Raw genomic sequence first — 18,204 nt, 5'->3', positions numbered from 1 at the left:
TGCTGCGCCATCGCGGCCAGTCTTGCGGGCCTGGGTACGGGCAGCGCTGCGCTCATTGCGGTCGGCGCGCTGACGTTTGGCACCACGGTCTGCCTGGTGGAAGCCCTTTGCGCCAGACATGATTACCAGTTGCCGTCCGCCATCGTGCAGCATGGCGTCTGCAACGACTGGCACACACTGATAGGCGGGTTGGCGGGCGGCATGCCGACAACCGTGGGGTTGACCGCCCTTGCCTCGGCGGTGGCTGTCACGGCGGCCGACAGGCCACCCCAGCTTGACACAAATGGCCTTGCCTGCCTGGCCGCCATGGTTGCAGTGCCCGCCATGCTGCTGGCCGGCAGAGGCATGCACGCGATTGCGGGAGAAGTGGCCGGGCCTGCAGCTTCGCTCGCACGCCTGGCTGTTCCCCTGCTGGCAGTAAGTGCCGCGCTCGGTTTGCCTGCGGCCCTGCTGCAGCAGGTATCGCCCGAGGCGGCTGTGCGCTTCGTTGTCGGCTACGCTGACGCAGGCCACCCTGCCCGCCTGGCGCGGCATCGAGCGGACTGGGTCAGGCTTCGACTACGGCCTTTCCGGAGCGGTCGGCAGGGAGCGTCTCGGATCGACGGTATTCTCCACCCTGATTTCCTGTCTGCTTTTTGCCGGCAGCAGTGCGCTGACCGTGCACTACCTGGAAGCGGCGACCGATCTCGGCGCCGCGCCAGCCGGCCAGTCGACACTGGCGCAGTCACTGCAGGAAATTGCCAGGCGCAGCGCATTGAGGTCGCTGGTCCTGCAGTCGACCAACGAAATGCTGGAAGGACTATGGCGGGGCGTGGCGCTGGCCGGCTATGCCGGCGCGCGCGGCATAACGCTTCGCTACCGCAATACAAAAGCCGTACTGGCCGACGTGCCTGCGACCATACACGCTTCGTGCAGCGACCCGGCCACCCGGGACCGCGTTGCCGTGTTTGCGCCGGCCCGCATGCTGGATGGCGCCCTGCCGAATCTGCTGGCGCAACTGGCCGGCCTGTCCGCTGGCGCGCAATACTGGAACGGCTTTCGTATCGGCGCGGCGCTGGCACAAGGCGCGACGATGGCCCGCACGCCTGTCGTGGCGGCGCATCTGTTGCCAAGGATGCCTGTCAATGCATCCGCAGGCCTTGCCAACCCCGGGACATTTCAGCCGGACACGACTGGCAGCCGGAGCGATTCGCAAACTGACTCAGGCAATGCGACGCAGACTTCCATCCTGGTGGATTCCGCCGGCTTGACCGAAGAGGCAAGCTCGTCCCCGCCGACGCCGTGCGCGGATCCTGGCCTGTCCTGGGCATGAAGCACAGGCAGCAAGCGCCTTACCGGCCATGCCTGGCAATCGCCCGGGCCAGCGCCAGCACCGGCACGAAGGCAATCAGCACGATCGTCATCGCCGGCAGCGCCGCCTCGGCGAGGCGCTCGTCGGAAGCCAGCTGGAAGGTGATCACCGCCAGGGTGTCGAAGTTGAAGGGCCGGATCGTCAGCGTGGCCGGCAGCTCCTTGATCACATCGACGAACACCAGCAGGCCTGCCGTCATCACGCTGCGCCACAACAGGGGCATATGCACCCGCAGCAGCATCGAGCCCAGCCCATGCCCGAGGCTGCGCGCACTGGCGTCCATGGCCGGCGTGATGCGCGCCAGGCCGGCCTGCACGCTTTGGTAGGACACCGCCAGGAAGCGCACCAGATAGGCATAGACCAGCGCCACCAGGCTGCCCGCCAGCAGCAGCGTCATGCCATGCGCGGACAGCCAGTTGTCCACCCGTGACAGCGGAATCAGGATGCCGACAGCGATCACGGCGCCGGGAATCGCGTAGCCCATGCTGACGACCCGGTTGGCCCATCCCTGCAGCCGGCTGCGCGACACCCTGGCCGCATAAGCCAGCAGCAGGCAGATCAGCACCGCCAGCACGGCCGTCACGCCGGCCACCGTCACGCTGTTGGACAGCCAGCCCAGATAGCGGCTGCCAATCGCAAGCGACTCTTCCTGGCGCATCAGGCGTACGAGGATCAGCAGCGGCAGTACGAAACCGAGGAGCACCGGCAACGCGCAGCAGACAGCGGCCAGCACGCCAGCCCCGGTGGACAGGCGCTGCGGATGGCGACCGCCCCGGCTGCCCACGGCGTAGTAGCGGGCGCGGCCGCGGCTGCGCTGCTCGACGTACATCAGGCCGATCACGGACACCAGCAGCACGGCGGCGATCTGGGCCGCGCCGGTGCGGTCGGAAAACGCATACCAGGATTTATAGATGCCGGTCGTCAGCGTCGGCACGCCAAAGTAAGCGACCGCGCCATAGTCGGCCAGGGTTTCCATGATCACCAGCGCCAGGCCTGCCACGGCGGCAGGCCGCGCCAGGGGCAGGCTGACCCGGAAGAAGCTGGCCCACGGTCCGGCGCCCAGCGTGCGCGCCGCGTCCCACATGCGCGGACTGCGTTCGAGAAAGGCCGTGCGCACCAATAGATAGACGTAGGGATACAGCACCAGCGCAAACACCAGCCCCGCGCCGCCGACGGAGCGGATCTCGGGAAACCAGTACTGGCGCGCCTGCCAGCCGGTCAACTCGCGCAGGGCGGACTGCAGCGGTCCGGAGAACTGCAGAAAGTCGGTGTAGGCATAGGCCACCACATAGGACGGCATGGCCAGCGGCAGTATCAGCGCCCATTCGAACAGCCGCTTGCCGGGAAAATCCCAGGCCGCCACCAGCCAGGCGCAGCCTATGCCGATCACCGCCGACAGCAGGCCGACGATGACGACGATGACCAGGCTGTTGGCCAGGTATTCGGGCAGCACCGTCGACCACAGATGCAGGAAGGTGCCCGCGCCCGCCTCGCCACCCACCAGATTCACCAGCACGCCCAGCACCGGCACCCCGACCGCAGCCGCAGCCACCAGCGAAATCAACAGCAAAGGATGGGGAAAGGAAACGCGGGACAAGCGGCGCGACAGCGCCTGTGGCGGCATGGATGCTGACATGAAGGAGGGGCGATGCCTGTACGATGTTCTAAATGAGAATTATAATCATTAAACTTGACTGACCGTCATCTTTTCCCTTACCGGCTTCATGACTTCCAGAACCGCTGCACAAGCGCACCTCCGCGTTGAATCCATCCATGTCGCGTACCCGACCGGCCGTGTAGTCCACGAGATCGTGCACGGCCTGTCGTTCTCGCTGAACCGTGGCGACATTGCCTGCCTGCTCGGGCCCTCGGGGTGCGGCAAGACCACCGTGCTTCGCGCCATCGCCGGGTTCGAGCCGGTGACTGCGGGGCGCATCGAACTGGGTGGGCGCGAGATCAGCCGCAAGGGTCAGACTGCGCCGCCGGAAACCCGTCAGGTCGGCGTGGTGTTCCAGGATTACGCGCTGTTCCCGCACCTGACAGTGGCTGGCAATGTCGGCTTCGGCCTGCGCCGCCTGGATGCGGCGGCGCGGCGTGCCCGGGTGGCCGAACTGCTGGAGCTGGTGGGCCTGGGCGCGCAGGCCGAGAAGTATCCGCATGAACTGTCCGGCGGACAGCAGCAGCGCATCGCGCTGGCGCGGGCTCTCGCGCCGCGTCCCGACCTGCTGCTGCTGGACGAACCGTTTTCCAACCTCGATGTCGACCTGCGGGAACGCCTGGCGCTGGAAGTGCGCGACATCCTGAAGGAACTCGGCACCACCGCCGTGCTGGTCACCCATGACCAGCACGAAGCCTTCGCCATCGCCGACCAGATCGGCGTGATGCATGACGGCCATATCGTGCAATGGGACAACGCCTACAACCTCTACCACCGCCCGGCCGACCGCTTCGTTGCCGACTTCATCGGCCAGGGCGTGTTCACGCCAGGCACGGTGGACCTGCAGAACCAGCGCGTCAGGATCGAGCTGGGCAGCCTGCCGCTATGGCGCGGAGTGGATGTCTGCGCCACCGAAGAGCGCGATGCGAGGGTGGTCGACGTGCTGCTGCGCGCCGATGACGTAATCCACGACGACGCTAGCCCGATGCGGGCCGAAGTCGTGCGCAAGGCGTTTCGCGGCGCCGAGTTTCTGTACACCCTCAAGCTGCCGAGCGGACAGACGTTGCTGGCATTAGTGCCCTCGCATCATGATCATGCGATTGGGGAAAGGATCGGCATCCGCCTTGGAGCGGATCATGTGGTGACTTTTCCAGTCAATACTGCGGCTTAGCTGGGCCCATACCATTGCTGAGGCGCGTTAAAAGCCCGTCGCCCAATCGTGTTTTCGCCTTTGAAAAGGCTGCACATTCTGTCGCGCGGCAATTGGGGTGGCGGTAAGTCGTTGCAAAAACGGATATTTTTAAGGGTATCGTCACCTAGATTATGTGCCTGGCGGTTTATTCGCCCACAGCATTACTTCGATAATCCAATCCCATTGAGGAATTAAAATGAACGACACAAAAATCGCACTTGGTAGACATGGAGAGAATTCCACCCTGGAAACAAGCTCAGCATTCAAGGACGACGCATTGAAGGACATAGTTGGAGGGAAGGGGTGGTATCCCACAGTCGACGAAAAAAATAAGGTCATCTGTATCCGTCCAGACGATATTAACGATTATGACAATCCTTACTTTCGCATCGCTGTGAGAGAAGTATATTCCGCAATAATGAATCAGGGTTTTAAGCTCATTTTTGAGGCAAAAGATCCCGCAAATTGGGGGCCACAAGCAAAATGAAAACAATTTTCCTGGTCATCCCCTAAAATCTGACCTGCGGATCTCAATATCCAGCCTTTAATGCAACGCATTTCCAGTTTTCCGCGACTCTCTTTTCCGTTTCGAAAAATTTTTTTGCTTGATAACGCCATTTTCACTTTCATTCTCGCAATTGATTCCTTATAACACGAATTTTTGCGCGCTCGACATCAACTGAAGGAAAGGAACACGAGAATAGCTGGCTGGCGCAATTTCCCTGGCGGTTTCAAGTCTGAAGTGCAACGGCTGTTAATGAATTGACGTATCAGGTTGATGGGCACTCGCCAAGGCGGCGGCATAAACCTGTAATGGCGAGAGCCAGTTATGCGTTGCGCGTGGCCGCGTATTGACGCTGTCAGCAATGGCATCGAGCTGTTCCTGGCTATAGACCGACAGATCCGTTCCCTTGGGCAGATACTGGCGCAACAGGCCGTTGGTGTTCTCGCAAGTACCGCGCTGCCAGGGACTATGCGGGTCGCAGAAGTAGACGCGCACGCCAGTATTGGCCGCCAAGTCGGCATGGCGAGTCATTTCCTTTCCCTGGTCATAGGTCAGGCTCTGGCGCAGCGGTGCACTGATGGCATTGAGCTTGGCCGTGAAGGCCGCCAATGCCGAGGCCGCAGTCGCATCTTCCATGCGCGCCAGCAGCACCAGACGGCTTGTGCGCTCAACGAGCACCCCGACTGCGGACTGGTTGCCAGCGCCCTTGATGAGGTCGCCTTCCCAGTGGCCCGGCATGATGCGGTCCTCGACTTCCGGCGGGCGCACGTGGATGCTAACCATGTCCGGGATCTGCCCCCGGCGATCGGTGCCGCGACTGCGTGGCAGGCGCGTGCTGTGGCCATGACGCAGGCAGGCGATAAGTTCGCGGCGCAGTTCGCCCCGGGCATGGGCATAGATAGCGGTATAGATCGTTTCGTGGGACACGTGGAACTCGCGTTGGTGAGGAAAGACCCGCTTGAGGGTAGCCGATATCTGTTGCGGCGACCACTTCCAGCCGAGCATGGTGCGTACCACGCCCCAGCACACGGTTTGCCCATCCAGTTTGCCTCTGCCACGAGCATTGCGCCGGCAAGCGACCGCCCGCAATTGCGCATGGTGGGAACCATAGCTCTGCCCGGCACTGGTGTTGCGAGCCACCTCGCGAGCAATAGTCGATGGCGCTCGTTCCAGAGTACGGGCAATAGCCCGCACACTGAAGCCGCGCTGTCTCATCGTGGCAATGGTAATTCGGTCCTCAGGCTGAAGCTGCTGGTAAATGGTCGGTTTCTGCATGGGCACACCTTACAAGAAAAGGTGTTGCACTTCATATTTGAGGCCGCCCCTTTATTAAATTCTGGCAGCCCATTTCTGATTTTCAGAAAGTTTTTTAATTTCATTAACCAAAAAATTTTCAGCAAAACATTCAAGCCTTTTCTATTTTGATTTACTGACAACCGATGACTTTCCGTGCGTGGGCCAAAACCGTTTAGCTCGCTGGATCAGTGTCTTCTGCCACACTTCGTCTTCGGCATGCCACCTTAAGACCAGCACACTAAGCCGCATTCTGCTCGGCGTCATCATGCCAGCGCATGATCAAACGTTGAATGCGCGCCGCCGCTTCGTCGTCAAGCAAGGCCGGATGCGTGCACAGCTGCATCAGCAGCGCCTGCGGCTGATCCTGCCGCTGCCCTGCCCGCAGCGCATCCTGCAATACCTGGATCTGCTGCTTCAGCCGCTCCTGCGACAGCGCAGCCGGGCTGTCCACGCCAAGCCGGATTTCCATCTGCAGGATTTCCTGCATCACCGCCTCGCGGTTTCGCTGCAGCATCGCACGTAACGCCTCGCCGCCTTCCAGCGCTGCGGCAAAGCGTGCTGCCATCGCTCGTTCATTGCCGCCGCCAAGCGCTGGCAAGGCGTCCCACTCCTCGCGCATGGCCTGACGCTGAGATTCATCCATGGTGCCGTCCATCACCGCCTGCTCGGCGCGCCGGCAGAGCATAAATTTGCGCTTGAGCAGCTCGGCCTGCGCCTGGGACGCCGCCTGCCTCGACGCATCGGCCCGCTGGCGCAGCGCAACCACAGCGGCTTCATAACGCGCCTCGATCTGCTGCTGCGCCGCCCGCGGCACCGGCCCGATCTCCTTCCATGCCGCGGCGCTGTCACGCAGCAGTTGCGACAGCGTCGGCACCGGCGCATCAACCGCCGCTTCCAGCGAGGCGCACAGCGCCTCCTTGCGCTCCAGATGTTGCTGGCGTTCGGCGTCGGCGGTCTTGGCCGATTCGCGCCGCTCGGCAAACAGCGCATCGCAGGCCTGACGAAAGCGCTGCCAGAGCGCCTGCTCTTCATTGCGCGGCAGCGGCAGGCCGCGGGCGTAGTCCTGCCAGCGTTCCTGGATGGCCCGCAGCGAATCGGTGGCACGCGGCGCGCCAGCATCTAGCGACTCGACCTCGGCAATCAACTGCTCGCGCCGGGCTACTTCAATCTGATGCCGGCCCGACAGCGGCTTGCGCAGCAGGTCCAGTGCCTTGGCAAAATCGGCATCGGCCGCCTTGCGCTCACGACGCTCTATCGTGCCCAGCCGCTGCCAGGCCTGGGTGTAACGGCTAATGGCAGCCGATACTGCCTTCCAGTCCACGGATTCCGGGTCGCCCGCCACGCCCGCGCTCTCTGCGTAGGCAACCACATCGGCCGTCAGCGCATGCGCCTTTTCAAGATTCTGCCGGCGCTCCTCGGCCAGCATGCGGAAATGCTCTGCCACCGGCGCGTAGGCAGCGGTGCAGGCGGCGTCGAAGCGCTGCCATGCGTCCTTGCCGGCGGGACCGGCCGATGCATCCAGCGACTTCCAGCGCTCGCGCAGGCTGCCAACCTTCTGGGCACGTTCCGCCACCGGCATGTCCTGCTCCGCCAGGTCCTGCGCGGCCTTCATCAGCTCCTCGCGCGACACATTGCCGCCCCAACGCGCCCAGCCCTGCAGCCGCGCCAGTTCGGCGCGCAGGCGCGACAGCCGCGCCATGCGCTCTTCGCCGGGACGCATGGACTTGAAGTCCATGGCCCGCAAGGCCTTGTCCTGTTCCGACGCCGCCTGCAGGCTGCCCTCTTCCAGCGCGGCTTCCAGCGCGCCGAGAGCGGCATCCATTGCACGGCGGGCTTCGGCCGGATCGGCCACCGCTTCCATTTGCACCACAGGGCCAGCCGGAACCGGCTCAGCCGCGACCGGATTGCGCGCCTGGCGTATGGTTGCCAGCAACGCCGCATAGCGTGCGGCCAGCTCCGGCGCCGCGCTGTCAGGCATGGCCGGCAAGCCTTGCCAGGCCTGACGCAGCGCCGCGTCATCCAGCTGTGCCGCGTCCTGTTGCGCCCGAGCCTCCCATTCCTCGATCAGCGCGGTGCGGGCCGCGATGGCTGCCTCGCGTTCGGCATGCTTGGCCAAGGTCGCCTTCACATGCGCGGCCTGATCACTGAAAGCCTGTACGCGGGCTGCCGGCAGCGCGCTCGCCTCGGGCGATTGCAGCAAGCCTGTTACCGTGGCTTGCAGTCGCTCGAGTGTTTCCTGCGCGTCGGCCGGCATCTCGCTGGCGACGGCCGCCTCGAGGCCGGCGAGTTCGGCATTCGCGTCCAGCAGGCTGCGCTGCAGATCGGTCTGCGCCTGCAGGCGCGCCCGCAGCCGCTCGCGGATGGCATCGAAGCGTTCGCGCAGCGCTGCGGGCGCATCTCCCACGTTGCGCCAGGCATGATCGAGTTCGGTCACCTGGCTGACCACCAGCTGCGGCGCCGCCACCAGCCGTTCGGCCTGCTCGATGGCCTGCAGCGCCTGCGCCTCGCGGGACGCGGCCTGGTCCAGCGCATCCAGGCGCTGCTGCATCAGCTTGGCCACGCGCCGGTCGGTATTGCGCACGGCCTGCAGCACTTGCGTCAGATGGACCCGGCTGTGCAAATGCTGGGCCGCCTGCCGGCGTGCATCCGGATAGTCGCATTGCAGGATGAAGGCGGCCGCAGCGGCTTCGTCATGCGCCACGGCGATGGCCTGCTCGAGCAAGGCCTGGCGCTTCAGGCGCTGCTGCTCGGCGCGGTCTATCTGGATACTGGGCACGGCAACGGGTTCAGGCTGGGTGTCGCGCTTGAGAACACGCCGGATAAGGGAACGAAACATGGATAGGGGCCGCGTAATTCGGGGAAACCGACATCATAGCAATACCCGCCACCCCAAGTGCCTGGGTCACCACTGCAATGCAGATCACCTCATGAAATAGCCGGTTTTGCACCGCGATGGCGCTTAAGCCTTTGCGCGCGCTCAAACAGCGCCACGACGGACCGTGGCCGCACCAAAACATGGCGCCAGGCTGATGACGACTCGTCAACACAGGCAATCGACCTTGGCACGCATTCTGCTAAAGGAAGTCACTGCGAGTCATCGCAATTCATTCCGATCAATTCTTCCAATTAGGAGTAGTAACCATGTCCCGTCGCACCCTCTTGAAGGCGACCGCAGCCGGCGCACTGGCGCTGATGGCGTCGTCCTGGATGCAGCAAGCAATGGCAGCCGATACCATCAAGGTCGGCATTCTGCATTCGCTGTCCGGCACCATGGCCATCTCCGAGACATCGCTGAAGGACGTGGCGCTGATGACCATCGAGGAAATCAACGCCAAGGGCGGCGTGATGGGCAAGAAGCTGGAGCCGGTCATCGTCGATCCGGCATCGAACTGGCCGCTGTTTGCCGAAAAGGCACGCCAGCTGGTGAGCCAGGACAAGGTCGCCGTGGTGTTCGGCTGCTGGACCTCGGTGTCGCGCAAGTCGGTGCTGCCGGTCTTCAAGGAATTGAACAGCCTGTTGTTCTACCCGGTGCAGTATGAAGGCGAGGAACTCGAGAAGAATGTGTTCTACACCGGCGCCGCGCCGAATCAACAGGCCATCCCCGCGACCGAATACCTGATGTCCAAGGAAGGCGGCGGCGCCAAGCGCTTCGTGCTGCTGGGCACCGACTATGTCTACCCCCGCACCACCAACAAGATCCTGCGCGCCTTCCTGAAATCCAAGGGCGTCAAGGACAGCGACATCGACGAGGTCTACACCCCGTTCGGCCATTCCGACTACCAGACCATCGTCGCCAACATCAAGAAGTTCTCCGCCGGCGGCAAGACCGCGGTGATCTCCACCATCAACGGCGATTCCAACGTGCCCTTCTACAAGGAGCTGGGCAATGCCGGCCTGAAGGCAACCGACGTGCCGGTGGTGGCCTTCTCGGTGGGCGAGGAAGAACTGCGCGGCGTCGACACCAAGCCGCTGGTCGGCCACCTGGCTGCCTGGAACTACTTCCAGTCGGTGAAGAACCCGGTCAACACCGCCTTCATCAAGCAGTGGAAGGAATATGCGGTTGCCAAGAAGCTGCCGAATGCCGACACCGTGGTCACCAACGACCCGATGGAAGCGACCTATGTCGGCATTCACATGTGGAAGCAGGCTGTCGAGAAGGCCAAGTCGACCGACACCGACAAGGTGATCGCCGCCATGGCCGGCCAGACCTTCAAGGCGCCTTCGGGCTATGAGCTGACGATGGACAAGACCAACCACCACCTGCACAAGCCGGTGATGATCGGTGAGATCAAGGGAGATGGCCAGTTCAGCGTGGTGTGGAAGACCAAGGGCCCGATCCGCGCCCAGCCGTGGAGCCCGTTCATCGCCGGCAACGAGGACAAGCAGAAGCTGTAAGGCGTTGCCCCACGAAGCTGCAAGCATGCCGGGGCTGGCCGCAGGCCGTCGCCCCGGCTTCTTTTTGTCCGCATGCATCGCCATGCATGCGGCGCCGGATGAGAAACATGAACCTACTTTACAAACTGACGGCAGCGCTGCTGATGTGCCTGCAGGCGGCGCTGGCACATGCCGCGATCGATGCCGCGCTGCTGGCGCCGCTGGCTGGCGACGATCCTGACGCGCGGATCGAAGCGGTCGGCCAGATTGCCGCGCTGGCCAATGACGATGCATACAAGGTGCTGTCCGCCCTGAAGAACGACACCCTGTATGCAACGCCCGAAGGCCGCGTGCTGGTGGTCGATGGCGACCAGGCCTGGGACCCGGCGACCGGCGCCAGCGCGCCGGCGCCGGACGGAATCGACGGCATCACCGTGAACAACCGGCTGCGCGGCGCGGTCGAAGGCGCGATGGCAGGCCTGCGGCTGTTCTCGAAAGACCGCAACGAGCGCCTGGCCGCGGCCCGCGCGCTGCAAAAAGGCACGGACGCCGCCCAGGCGCCCCTGATCGTGAAAGCACTGGCGCAGGAAACCGACGCCGAGATCAAGCCGCTGCTGGAAATGGCTGCCGCCATTGCCAACCTGCAGTCGCCCGAGCCGACGGTGCGCCGCGCCGCGGTGATCGCGCTGTCCGACACCAGCAATGCGAGCCTGCGCCCGGTATTGCGCCAGATGCTGGAGAAAGGCGCCGACGGCAGCTACAGCGAGCCCGATGAAAGCGTGCGCATCGCCGCCGTGGGCACCCTGCAGAAGCTGGAACGGCGGCTGGCCTACACCGAGATCGTCGGCAATCTGTTCTATGGCATCTCGCTGGGCAGCGTGCTGCTGCTGGCTGCGCTGGGCCTGGCCATTACCTTCGGCCTGATGGGCATCATCAACATGGCCCATGGCGAGCTGCTGATGATTGGCGCCTATGCCACTTACGCCTGCCAGCTGTTCTTCCGCAAATACCTGCCCGGCGCGCTCGACGCCTACCTGCTGGTGGCGCTGCCGGTCGCCTTCCTCGCCTCGGCCCTGGTAGGCATCGTGCTGGAACGCACCGTGATCCGTTGGCTCTACGGCCGGCCGCTGGAAACCCTGCTGGCTACCTGGGGCATCAGCCTGATCCTGATGCAGACGGTGCGCAGCCTGTTCGGCGCGCAGAACGTGGAAGTCGCCAACCCGTCATGGATGTCCGGCGGCATCACGGTGCTGGGTTCGCTGGTGCTGTCCTGGAACCGCATCGTGATCATCTTCTTCTCGCTGGCGGTGGTTGCCGCGGTCTGGCTGATCCTGAACAAGACCCGGCTCGGCCTGTTCGTGCGCGCCGTCACGCAAAACCGCCGCATGGCCGACTGCACTGGCGTGTCCACCGGGCGGGTCGACATGATGACCTTTGGCCTCGGCTCAGGCATTGCCGGCCTGGGCGGCGTGGCGCTGTCGCAACTGGGCAATGTCGGCCCCGACCTCGGCCAGAGCTATATCGTCGATTCCTTCATGGTGGTGGTACTGGGCGGCGTCGGCCAGCTGGCCGGCACCGTGATAGCCGCCTTCGGCCTGGGCGAGATCAACAAGTTCCTGGAGCCGTTCTCGGGCGCGGTGCTGGCCAAGATCGCAATCCTGGTATTCATCATCATCTTCATCCAGAAACGTCCGCAGGGGCTGTTCGCACTGAAAGGCAGGAGCGTCGAATGAAGACCACCTTGTTTTCCCGCCCGGCATGGGCCGGCATCCTGGCCTGCGCGTTGCTGCTGGCCCTGCTGCCGGTGCTCAACCTGTCCTTCGAGCCAGGGCATCCGCTGCATGTTTCGAGCTACATGGTGGCGTTGATCGGCAAATTCATGTGCTACGCCATGGCGGCGCTGGCGCTGGACCTGGTGTGGGGTTATACCGGCATCCTGTCGCTGGGCCACGGCGTGTTCTTTGCGCTGGGCGGCTATGCCCACGGCATGTATCTGATGCGCGCCATCGGACGCGACGGCGTCTACCAGAGCAACCTGCCCGACTTCATGGTGTTCCTGGACTGGAAGGCGTATCCGTGGTTCTGGTCGATGACGGACAACTTCTGGTACAGCATGCTGCTGGTGGTGGCGGTGCCGGGCGTGCTGGCCTTCGTGTTCGGCTACTTCGCCTTCCGCTCGCGCATCAAGGGGGTTTATTTCTCCATCATCACCCAGGCCATGACCTTTGCCTTCATGCTGCTGTTCTTCCGCAATAACACCGGCTTCGGCGGCAACAACGGCTTTACCGACTTCAAGCGCATCCTGGGCCATGCGATCACCTCGCCGTCGACCAAGGCGGCGCTCTACCTGATCACGCTGGGCATGCTGCTCGGCGCGCTGATCCTGTGCCGCTGGATCGTGCGCTCCAAGCTGGGCCGGGTGCTGCAGGCGGTGCGCGACTCGGAGTCGCGCCTGATGTTCATCGGCTACAACCCCTTGTGGTTCAAGCTCTTCGTCTGGACCCTGTCGGCCGTGCTGTGCGGCATCGCCGGCGCGCTGTATGTGCCGCAGGTGGGCATCATCAACCCATCAGAAATGTCGCCGGGGAATTCGATCGAGATGGTGATCTGGGCGGCCGTTGGCGGCCGCGGCACCCTGCTCGGGCCCATCATCGGCGCCTTCTCGGTCAATGGCCTAAAGAGCTGGTTCACCGGCGCCTTCCCCGACCTGTGGCTCTATGCGCTGGGCCTGCTGTTCATCCTGGTTACGCTGTTCATGCCCCAGGGCATATTGGGACTGGCCGGCAAGCTGCGCCGGCAAAAGGAGGCTGCATGAGCGAAGTACTGAAACCCGGCCATCAATACCAGGCCGAGCCCGGCGAGGCCGCCACCGCCTATGGCAAGGTCAAGGGCGAAGGCGTCGACACCAGCCATGGCGCCATCCTCTACCTGGAAGACATCACGGTCTCGTTCGACGGCTTCCGCGCCCTGAACAAGCTCAACCTCGACATCTCGGTGGGCGAGCTGCGCTGCATCATCGGCCCCAACGGCGCCGGCAAGACCACCATGATGGATGTCATCACCGGCAAGACCCGGCCGACGTCCGGCAGTGCCTGGTTCGGCCAGACCATCGACCTCACCCGCATGACCGAGTACGACATCGCGCATGCCGGCATCGGCCGCAAGTTCCAGCGCCCCACGGTATTCGAGCAGCACACCGTGTTCGAGAACCTTGAACTGGCGATGAAGATGAACAAGCGGGTCAAGCAGACCCTGTTCTCCCGCCTCAACTCCGAACAGAAAGGCAAGATCGACGAGATCCTGAAGCTGATCCGCCTGACCGGCCAGGAGCACCGCCCAGCCGGCCTGCTGTCGCATGGCCAGAAGCAGTGGCTGGAAATCGGCATGCTGCTGATGCAGGAACCGCAGCTGCTGCTGCTCGACGAGCCGGTGGCCGGCATGTCGGATGCCGAGACCGAGCGCACCGCCGAACTGCTCAATGAATTGCGCGGCAAGCATTCCATCATGGTGGTCGAGCATGACATGGCCTTCGTCACCGAGATCGCGCAGCAGGGCCGGGTCACGGTGCTGCATGAAGGTTCGGTGCTGGCCCAGGGCACGATGCAGCAGGTGCAGTCGGACGAGCGGGTGATTGAAGTGTATTTGGGAAGATGACCATGAGCCTGCTCCAGGTTGAAAAGCTGAATCAGTATTACGGCGCGGCGCACACGCTGCGCGGCGTATCGTTGACGGTGGAAAAGGGCCAGTGCGTTGCCCTCCTGGGCCGCAACGGCGTCGGCAAGACCACACTGCTCAAGTGCCTGATGGGCGTGCTGCCCGCCGCAAGCGGCAAGGTCGTCTTCAACGGTTGCGACATCACGCGGCTGAAACCCCATGAACGCGCCCGGCTGGGCATCGCCTATGTGCCGCAGGGCCGCGAGATCTTTGCGCGGCTTACCGTGGAGGAGAACCTGCTGATGGGCATGGCCACCCTGCCGGCCCGGAGCGCCGCGAGCATCAAGGGCGAGGTCTATGAACTGTTCCCGGTACTGAAGGACATGCTGGGCCGGCGCGGCGGCGACCTGTCCGGCGGCCAGCAGCAGCAACTGGCCATTGCCAGGGCGCTGCTGGCCGAGCCGAAGCTGATCATCTTCGACGAGCCGACCGAAGGCATACAGCCTTCCATCATCAAGGACATCGAGCGCGTGATCCGCCTGCTGCGAGAGCGCGGCGACATGGGCATCCTGCTGTGCGAGCAGTACTTTGACTTTGCCCACGCGCTGGCCGACAAGTTCGTGGTGCTGTCGCGCGGCGAGGTGGTGGCATCCGGCGTGCAGGAACTGATGCAGGGAGAGGACGTGAAGCGTCACCTCGCGGTATAGTGCGGCCCATGAGATTGCTGGAGCCCCATCCCCCGACCGACACTGCCGCGAATCGACAGCACTGGCATGCCAGGCTGTCACTCGGATTCGCCAATGACCGCGGCACGACCCGCCTGATTCAACGCAGCCATGTCGGCCCGCTGCGCGTACAAAAGCCGCTGTATCCGGAGCAGCCGTCGGTCTGCCATGCGATCGTCGTGCATCCTCCGGGCGGCGTGGTTGGCGGCGACCAGCTTGCGATCCACTGCACGGTTGGCGACAGCGCGCATGCCCTGGTCACCACGCCCGGCGCGGCCAAATGGTACCGGGCCAATGGCCATGTATCGCGCCAGGACCTTGCGCTGCGTGTTGGCGCCGGCGGGTCGCTGGAATGGCTGCCGCAGGAAACCATCTTCTACAACGGCGCCGACGTGGCGCTCGACACCGCCATCGAGCTGGCCGCCGATGCCAGCTTCATCACCAGCGACATCCTCTGCTTCGGCCGCACCGCGTCCGGCGAATCCTTCGACCATGGCCGCGTGTCCCAGCGCCTGCAGGTGCGGCGCGGCGGCAGGCTGGTATGGTTTGAACAGGGCGCGCTGGTCGGCGGCGACGACGGTTTTGCCGGTCCGCTCGGCCTGCAGGGCCGAACCGTCTGCGCCACGCTGCTGGCGGTGGGCCGGCCTGCCAGCGCAGCCTGCCTGCAGGCTCTGCGCGAGGAAGCCAGCGACCGCTTTGGCGTGACGCAAATGAAGTCGGTGCTAGTGGCGCGCTACATCGGCGACTCCAGCCAGGAAGCGCGCCGGCTGATGCACAGGGCCTGGCGCCTGCTGCGGCCGGTGCTGCTGGACCGCGACGCCATCACGCCAAGGATATGGCAGACATGACTGCTTCAACTCCAGGAACATCCAAGGAAAAACAATGGAACTGACCCCACGGGAAAAAGACAAGCTGCTGATCTTCACGGCGGCGCTGCTGGCGGAACGCCGCCGCGCACGCGGCCTGAAGCTGAACTATCCGGAAGCCGTCGCGCTGATCACCGCCGCCATCATGGAAGGTGCGCGCGACGGCCGCACCGTGGCCGAGCTGATGTCCGAAGGCACGAAGATACTGAGCCGCGATGACGTGATGGACGGCATTCCGGAAATGATCCCGGACATCCAGGTCGAAGCGACCTTCCCCGACGGCACCAAGCTGGTGACCGTGCATCATCCGATTCCTTAGGAGAGGCCATGATTCCAGGCGAAATGCTGATCGAAGAAGGCGAGATCGAACTCAACCCCGGCCGCGCCACTGCCAGCGTCACCGTGGCCAACAGCGGTGACAGGCCGGTGCAGGTCGGCTCCCATTTTCACTTTTATGAAGTCAACCCGGCGCTGGTGTTCGAGCGCGACGCAGGTTACGGCATGCGACTCAACATTGCCGCCGGCACCGCCGTGCGCTTCGAGCCGGGCCAGGAGCGCACGGTGGAACTGGTGGCACTGGCCGGCGACCGCATCGTGTATGGCTTCAACGGAAAAGTGATGGGGAAACTGAAATGACGAGAATCACGCGCGCGGCCTATGCGGAAATGTACGGCCCCACCACCGGCGACCGCATCCGCCTGGCCGACACCGGCCTCTTCATCGAGATCGAGAAGGACTATGCCCTGTACGGCGAGGAAGTGAAGTTCGGCGGCGGCAAGGTGATCCGCGACGGCATGGGGCAGTCGCAGCGCGGCCATGCCGATGTAATGGACACCGTGATCACCAATGCGGTCATTCTCGACCACTGGGGCATCGTCAAGGCTGACATCGGCCTGAAGGAAGGCCGCATCGCCGCCATCGGCAAGGCCGGCAATCCGGACATCCAGCCGGGCGTCACCATGGCCATCGGCGGCGCCACCGAGATCATTGCCGGCGAAGGCATGATCGTGACCGCCGGCGGCATCGACAGCCACATCCACTTCATCTGCCCGCAGCAGATCGAGGAGGCGCTGATGTCGGGCGTGACGACCATGCTGGGCGGCGGCACCGGCCCGGCGGTCGGCACCGCCGCCACCACCTGCACACCCGGCCCCTGGCACATCCATTCGATGCTGTCGGCCACCGATGCCTTCCCGATGAATATCGGCCTGCTGGGCAAAGGTAACGTCAGTTTGCCAGGCCCGCTGCGAGAGCAGATCGAGGCCGGCGCGATTGGCCTGAAGCTGCACGAAGATTGGGGCAGCACACCGGCCGCGATTGACAGCTGCCTGTCGGTGGCGGAAGAGATGGACGTCCAGGTTGCGCTGCACTCCGACACCCTCAATGAAGGTGGCTTCCTGGAGCACACGCTGGCCGCCTTCAAGGACCGCACCATCCACACCTTCCACACCGAAGGCGCCGGCGGCGGCCATGCGCCGGACATCATTGCCGCGGTGGGCGAGTCCAATGTGCTGCCCTCCTCGACCAACCCGACCCGCCCCTACACGGTCAACACCCTGGACGAGCATCTGGACATGCTGATGGTCTGCCATCATCTGGATTCGGCCATTGCCGAGGACATCGCCTTTGCCGAATCGCGGATCCGGCGCGAGACCATCGCGGCCGAAGACATCCTGCATGACATCGGCGCGATCTCGATGATGTCGTCCGACTCGCAGGCCATGGGTCGGGTTGGCGAGGTGATCATGCGGACCTGGCAGACGGCGGACAAGATGAAGGCGCAGCGCGGCGCGCTGCCGGAAGACAGCAGCCGGCATGACAACTTCCGCTGCAGGCGCTATATCGCCAAGTACACCATCAACCCGGCGATCACGCATGGCATCTCGCATGTGGTGGGGTCGATCGAGGTGGGCAAGGTTGCCGACCTGGTGCTCTGGAAGCCAGCCTTCTTCGGCGTCAAGCCGTCGATGATCCTGAAGAGCGGCATGATCGCCGCAGCCCAGATGGGCGACCCGAATGCCTCGATCCCCACGCCTCAGCCGGTGCATTACCGCCACATGTTTGGCGCCTATGGCCGCGCGCTGAAGACCTCGATGACCTTTGTCTCGCAGGCTGCTTTCGATGCCGGCATCGGGCAGGCGCTGGGCTTGCAGAAGACGGTGGTGGCGGTGAAGAACATGCGCGGACTGCGCAAGCGCGACATGATCCACAACGGCGCGACGCCACGGATGGAGGTGGATGCCGAGACGTATGAAGTCAGGGCGGATGGAGAGCTGCTGGTTTGCGAGCCGGCGAAGGTGTTGCCGATGGCGCAGCGGTATTTCCTTTTCTAGCTTGGAGAAAGCGGCATTTTTGTCTCGTACGATGGATGATGGCTGCGGCGGCTTTTGAAGGAGGCTTACAGACGATTGCCGTTGTATTTAAGCAATCTGAACGTGCCGTGGCAGCCATACCTGAGCTGGATAATCTGCAACATTCGTAGGGTGCAATACCCCAAAGGGGCATTGCACGGCGGTTCGCAGTCCGGGATGGCATGATCGGCCGGCTTCCTTGATCGACCGATCGTGCAATGCCCTTCGGGTAT

16 protein-coding genes are annotated in these 18,204 nt (G+C 63.8%); 12 read left to right on the top strand and 4 right to left on the bottom strand.

All coding sequences use genetic code 11. From position 1 onward, the window contains the following. Positions 1-122: 122 nt before the first annotated feature. Positions 123-326 carry a hypothetical protein gene (locus tag KTQ42_RS05140; RefSeq protein ID WP_217344530.1) on the bottom strand — a complete coding sequence of 68 codons (204 nt, stop codon included), beginning with the start codon at positions 324-326 and terminating at the stop codon, positions 123-125. A 161-nt stretch (positions 327-487) separates the two neighbouring features. On the opposite strand from KTQ42_RS05140, the gene KTQ42_RS05135 reads away from it, so the two are divergent. Further along, positions 488-1,312, top strand: coding sequence for a hypothetical protein (locus tag KTQ42_RS05135; protein ID WP_217344529.1), 825 nt, complete (start codon positions 488-490; stop codon positions 1,310-1,312). A 19-nt stretch (positions 1,313-1,331) separates the two neighbouring features. Here KTQ42_RS05135 and KTQ42_RS05130 read toward each other — a convergent pair whose 3' ends face one another. Then, a complete protein-coding gene (locus KTQ42_RS05130) occupies positions 1,332-2,987 on the bottom strand; it encodes an iron ABC transporter permease (protein ID WP_217344528.1) in 1,656 nt (551 codons plus the stop codon). A gap of 88 nt (positions 2,988-3,075) precedes the next feature. Here KTQ42_RS05130 and KTQ42_RS05125 point away from each other — a divergent pair, with 88 nt between their 5' ends. Both KTQ42_RS05125 and KTQ42_RS05120 read left to right on the top strand, forming a co-directional pair. Beyond that, positions 3,076-4,179 carry an ABC transporter ATP-binding protein gene (locus tag KTQ42_RS05125; RefSeq protein WP_217344527.1) on the top strand — a complete coding sequence of 368 codons (1,104 nt, stop codon included), beginning with the start codon at positions 3,076-3,078 and terminating at the stop codon, positions 4,177-4,179. A 217-nt stretch (positions 4,180-4,396) separates the two neighbouring features. Next, on the top strand, positions 4,397-4,687 hold the full coding sequence (locus tag KTQ42_RS05120) for a hypothetical protein (protein WP_217344526.1): 291 nt from the start codon (positions 4,397-4,399) through the stop codon (positions 4,685-4,687). Between the two features lie 267 nt (positions 4,688-4,954). Here KTQ42_RS05120 and KTQ42_RS05115 read toward each other — a convergent pair whose 3' ends face one another. Beyond that, positions 4,955-5,980 carry an IS30 family transposase gene (locus KTQ42_RS05115; protein WP_217344525.1) on the bottom strand — a complete coding sequence of 342 codons (1,026 nt, stop codon included), beginning with the start codon at positions 5,978-5,980 and terminating at the stop codon, positions 4,955-4,957. A 259-nt stretch (positions 5,981-6,239) separates the two neighbouring features. Beyond that, the gene (locus KTQ42_RS05110) at positions 6,240-8,837 is read right to left on the bottom strand and encodes a DUF349 domain-containing protein (RefSeq protein WP_217344524.1); all 2,598 of its coding nucleotides are present in this window, start codon (positions 8,835-8,837) and stop codon (positions 6,240-6,242) included. A gap of 305 nt (positions 8,838-9,142) precedes the next feature. On the opposite strand from KTQ42_RS05110, the gene urtA reads away from it, so the two are divergent. From urtA to ureC, 9 genes are all read left to right on the top strand, one after another. After that, positions 9,143-10,396 (top strand): urea ABC transporter substrate-binding protein, encoded by a 1,254-nt coding sequence (gene urtA, locus KTQ42_RS05105; RefSeq protein ID WP_217344523.1) that lies wholly within the window; start codon positions 9,143-9,145, stop codon positions 10,394-10,396. Positions 10,397-10,503: 107 nt separating this feature from the next. Continuing rightward, entirely contained in the window at positions 10,504-12,108 is a 1,605-nt protein-coding gene (urtB, locus tag KTQ42_RS05100) for an urea ABC transporter permease subunit UrtB (protein ID WP_217344522.1), read from the top strand. Then, entirely contained in the window at positions 12,105-13,190 is a 1,086-nt protein-coding gene (gene urtC / locus KTQ42_RS05095; protein ID WP_217344521.1) for an urea ABC transporter permease subunit UrtC, read from the top strand. Before urtB ends, urtC begins: the two co-directional genes overlap by 4 nt. Then, positions 13,187-14,029: an urea ABC transporter ATP-binding protein UrtD gene (gene urtD, locus KTQ42_RS05090; protein ID WP_217344520.1), complete on the top strand. Its 843-nt coding sequence runs from the start codon at positions 13,187-13,189 to the stop codon at positions 14,027-14,029. Before urtC ends, urtD begins: the two co-directional genes overlap by 4 nt. Before the next feature lie 8 nt (positions 14,030-14,037). Further along, on the top strand, positions 14,038-14,736 hold the full coding sequence (gene urtE / locus KTQ42_RS05085; RefSeq protein ID WP_217346819.1) for an urea ABC transporter ATP-binding subunit UrtE: 699 nt from the start codon (positions 14,038-14,040) through the stop codon (positions 14,734-14,736). Positions 14,737-14,744: 8 nt separating this feature from the next. Then, complete coding sequence (locus KTQ42_RS05080; RefSeq protein ID WP_217344519.1) at positions 14,745-15,602, top strand: urease accessory protein UreD; 858 nt, start codon at positions 14,745-14,747, stop codon at positions 15,600-15,602. 34 nt (positions 15,603-15,636) lie between these two features. Next, a complete protein-coding gene (locus tag KTQ42_RS05075) occupies positions 15,637-15,939 on the top strand; it encodes an urease subunit gamma (protein WP_194711290.1) in 303 nt (100 codons plus the stop codon). 8 nt (positions 15,940-15,947) lie between these two features. Next, complete coding sequence (locus KTQ42_RS05070) at positions 15,948-16,256, top strand: urease subunit beta (protein ID WP_217344518.1); 309 nt, start codon at positions 15,948-15,950, stop codon at positions 16,254-16,256. Next, entirely contained in the window at positions 16,253-17,953 is a 1,701-nt protein-coding gene (gene ureC, locus KTQ42_RS05065; protein ID WP_217344517.1) for an urease subunit alpha, read from the top strand. Before KTQ42_RS05070 ends, ureC begins: the two co-directional genes overlap by 4 nt. The last annotated feature ends 251 nt before the right edge of the window (positions 17,954-18,204 follow it).

It is taken from the genome of Noviherbaspirillum sp. L7-7A, assembly GCF_019052805.1.
Lineage (GTDB): Bacteria > Pseudomonadota > Gammaproteobacteria > Burkholderiales > Burkholderiaceae_D > Noviherbaspirillum_A.
Note: the sequence above shows the minus strand (reverse complement) of the source record. Positions and strands in the feature narration are given on the sequence as shown.

Coding starts and splice junctions, on each gene's coding strand:
- KTQ42_RS05130 (WP_217344528.1), bottom strand. CDS start 2,987: ATGTCAGCATCCATGCCGCCACAGGCGCTGTCGCGCCGCTTGTCCCGC.
- KTQ42_RS05070 (WP_217344518.1), top strand. CDS start 15,948: ATGATTCCAGGCGAAATGCTGATCGAAGAAGGCGAGATCGAACTCAAC.
- urtB (WP_217344522.1), top strand. CDS start 10,504: ATGAACCTACTTTACAAACTGACGGCAGCGCTGCTGATGTGCCTGCAG.
- KTQ42_RS05110 (WP_217344524.1), bottom strand. CDS start 8,837: ATGTTTCGTTCCCTTATCCGGCGTGTTCTCAAGCGCGACACCCAGCCT.
- KTQ42_RS05125 (WP_217344527.1), top strand. CDS start 3,076: ATGACTTCCAGAACCGCTGCACAAGCGCACCTCCGCGTTGAATCCATC.
- KTQ42_RS05115 (WP_217344525.1), bottom strand. CDS start 5,980: ATGCAGAAACCGACCATTTACCAGCAGCTTCAGCCTGAGGACCGAATT.
- KTQ42_RS05075 (WP_194711290.1), top strand. CDS start 15,637: ATGGAACTGACCCCACGGGAAAAAGACAAGCTGCTGATCTTCACGGCG.
- urtC (WP_217344521.1), top strand. CDS start 12,105: ATGAAGACCACCTTGTTTTCCCGCCCGGCATGGGCCGGCATCCTGGCC.
- ureC (WP_217344517.1), top strand. CDS start 16,253: ATGACGAGAATCACGCGCGCGGCCTATGCGGAAATGTACGGCCCCACC.
- urtD (WP_217344520.1), top strand. CDS start 13,187: ATGAGCGAAGTACTGAAACCCGGCCATCAATACCAGGCCGAGCCCGGC.
- KTQ42_RS05080 (WP_217344519.1), top strand. CDS start 14,745: ATGAGATTGCTGGAGCCCCATCCCCCGACCGACACTGCCGCGAATCGA.
- KTQ42_RS05140 (WP_217344530.1), bottom strand. CDS start 326: ATGGCGGGCACTGCAACCATGGCGGCCAGGCAGGCAAGGCCATTTGTG.
- KTQ42_RS05120 (WP_217344526.1), top strand. CDS start 4,397: ATGAACGACACAAAAATCGCACTTGGTAGACATGGAGAGAATTCCACC.
- urtA (WP_217344523.1), top strand. CDS start 9,143: ATGTCCCGTCGCACCCTCTTGAAGGCGACCGCAGCCGGCGCACTGGCG.